3 protein-coding genes are annotated in these 2474 nt (G+C 50.2%); 1 reads left to right on the top strand and 2 read right to left on the bottom strand.

Translation table 11 applies throughout. The features are described 5' to 3' along the window. Both VN105_RS07055 and VN105_RS07050 read right to left on the bottom strand, forming a co-directional pair. Positions 1–1052, bottom strand: a 1052-nt coding sequence (locus VN105_RS07055) for a hypothetical protein (RefSeq protein ID WP_325639297.1), incomplete at its 3' end; no start/stop codon positions are given. 5 nt (positions 1053–1057) lie between these two features. Continuing rightward, positions 1058–1765: an esterase family protein gene (locus VN105_RS07050; RefSeq protein WP_325639295.1), complete on the bottom strand. Its 708-nt coding sequence runs from the start codon at positions 1763–1765 to the stop codon at positions 1058–1060. A 57-nt stretch (positions 1766–1822) separates the two neighbouring features. Here VN105_RS07050 and VN105_RS07045 point away from each other — a divergent pair. After that, positions 1823–2474: alpha/beta hydrolase (locus VN105_RS07045; RefSeq protein ID WP_325639293.1), on the top strand; the 652-nt coding region annotated here is incomplete at its 3' end.

Below are 2474 nucleotides of genomic sequence, written 5' to 3'. Positions count from 1 at the left end.
GGGGTGGTCTTTTTCTCCTTTTCGGGCGGGCTTTTCTTTTCCTTTACCGGTGAAGTTTTCTTTGCTTTGGGAGCGGCGGATTTCTTTTTCTCTGTAGCAGTTGCCGGTTTTGCTTTTGCACGGCCCGGATGCACAAATTTGCCCCAGGTGAGATTGTCTTTCCCCGGTTTTTGTGCAACGGCTCTTTCGATGGCGTACCTGGCCATGGTGTCCACTACCCATTCAAAATTTTCCTCACCGATCGAGTGAATATCGGCATCCGGCGCAGGGTTGCAGAAATCGATGGCGTAGGGCACTTCGCTGCGCACAGCTATTTCCACGGTATTGAAATCGTATCCCAGGTATTGATGCAGGGTAAGCACCTGTTCCGTGATCCGTTCTGTCAGTTCTGCGCTGGGCTCATAGTCGGCCTGGTAGCGCTGGTGCGGTGCATTTTTAGGATTGTAAGGCATGATCCGTACTTCTTTGCCACCTATACAAAAACAGCGGTAATACTGGCTGAAGTCGATCTCTTCCTGTAACATCATTACCAGCTGACCTGTTTCGCTGTGTTTACGGAAGAAATCATCTTTATCTTCTACGCGGTATACATGTTTCCATCCGCCACCGGCGTAGGGTTTCATGTATGCCGGGAAGCTCACGTATTCAAAAATGCTGTTCCAGTCGAACGGGTAAATGAGGTTACGGAATGATTTATCCGTGGTATCGTCCGGTAGTTTATTGGAAGGCAGCAATACGGTACGGGGCACATTTACACCAATCTTTTCTGCGAGGGCGTTATTAAAGAATTTATCGTCGGCGCTCCACCAGAAGGGGTTGTTGATAACGGCGGTACCGGCAGCGGCGGCATTTTTCAGGTAAGACCGGTAGAAGGGTACATCCTGCGAAATACGGTCTACAATCACTGCGTAGCCCGGATCGGCGCCCTGCATTACTTTGTCGATGGTCACAAATTCCGCGAAGATGCCGGGAGGGTTAATACGGTTTACACGGTCTACAAACGCCTGTGGAAAAGTGTTTTCCTGCCCGAAGAGGATCCCTATTTTTTTCATGGTACTTACTTGATAAGTGAAACATAATGCGGCAACATTTCCCGCCAAACCGGCCAATCGTGCGTGGTTTGGGGACGAATATCCAGCCAGTGGGCTATTTTTTTACCGGCCAGGATACCAGACAGCTGTTCGTTCTGTGGCCGGGTCACATCCCTGTCGGCCACGCCCAGCACGATGCCCATGCGCCAAAGGTCTTCATGCTGGTTGTCCGGCACAAAATCGGCCGGGTTATTATAATATACGTTATCGTCGTAGTGCCCGTCCATGCGGAACCTGATATCAAAAATGCCGCTGAGGCTGAACAGGTAAGAAACCCGTTCAGGGTGGCGGAATGCAAAGTTGGCGGCATGGTATCCGCCGAAACTGCAGCCGGCGGCCACTATCCGCTGGTGTCCCGTTTCCCCGGCTATTCGTGGCAGTATTTCTTCCATCAGCAGTTTGTCATAACAGGTATGATTATACGCTCTTTGTTCCGGGGAAATACTTTTGTTATACCAGCTGAATGCATCAATGCTGTCGGGGCAATACACTTTAATCCTTCCTTCCTCAATAAACCATCGCATGGCTTCAATCAGGCCAAAGTCCTTGCTTTCATAGTAACGCCCCATAGAGGTCGGGAACAGGAGCAGCGGGTACCCGCTATCGCCGAATACCAACATCTCAAATTCCTTTCCCAGGTTGGGAGAATGCCATTTTAAATAGTTTTCGGTCACAGGGAAGTGTTTAGTTAAATTTAAAGAAGATTATTGGTTTATTGGTAAATTGTTGCGGTGCAAACACTTCAACATTCTATCAATTCTGTGCACCTGCAGCGGAGTATGCAGCTGGACAGCTACTTTACGGGTACATCTCCACATATACTTTTACTGGTAAATGATGGGCAGGATCTTCCCGGTATATTACCGGTTTTGCCGGCAACGGTGCTGGCAGTGGGCATTCATGCGGATGCCGACCGGAAAGCCATTTATGGCACCGCAGGCGTGCCGGATTACATGGGGCAGGGCCAACTGGCGGAAAGCTATACCCGCTTTATTATTACAGAGCTGCTGCCATTCCTGCAACAGCAGTACCCCGATCTGCAAATTTCCAAACGCGCTTTCGCCGGCTTTTCCCTGGGCGGTTTATCAGCGCTGGATATTGTGTGGCGGCACCCGGATGTTTTCGGGCTGGCAGGTGTTTTTTCCGGTTCATTATGGTGGCGCAGCAAGCCGCCGGGAGCGGGATACAACGATGACACCGACCGTATTATGCACCAGCTGATCCGGGCAGGGAGTTATCATCCGGGGCAGCAATTCTTCTTTGAATGCGGTACTGCCGATGAAACTGCAGACAGGAACAATAACGGGGTGATTGACAGTATTGATGATACGAGGGACCTGGTAAAGGAGCTGTTAAAAAAGGGCTACAAACCGGATAAGGATA

It is taken from the genome of Chitinophaga sp., from assembly GCF_035564935.1.
In the GTDB taxonomy this organism is placed as follows: domain Bacteria; phylum Bacteroidota; class Bacteroidia; order Chitinophagales; family Chitinophagaceae; genus Chitinophaga.
The sequence above is the reverse complement of the archived record's forward strand: the minus strand, read 5'-3'. Positions and strand labels throughout refer to the sequence as shown.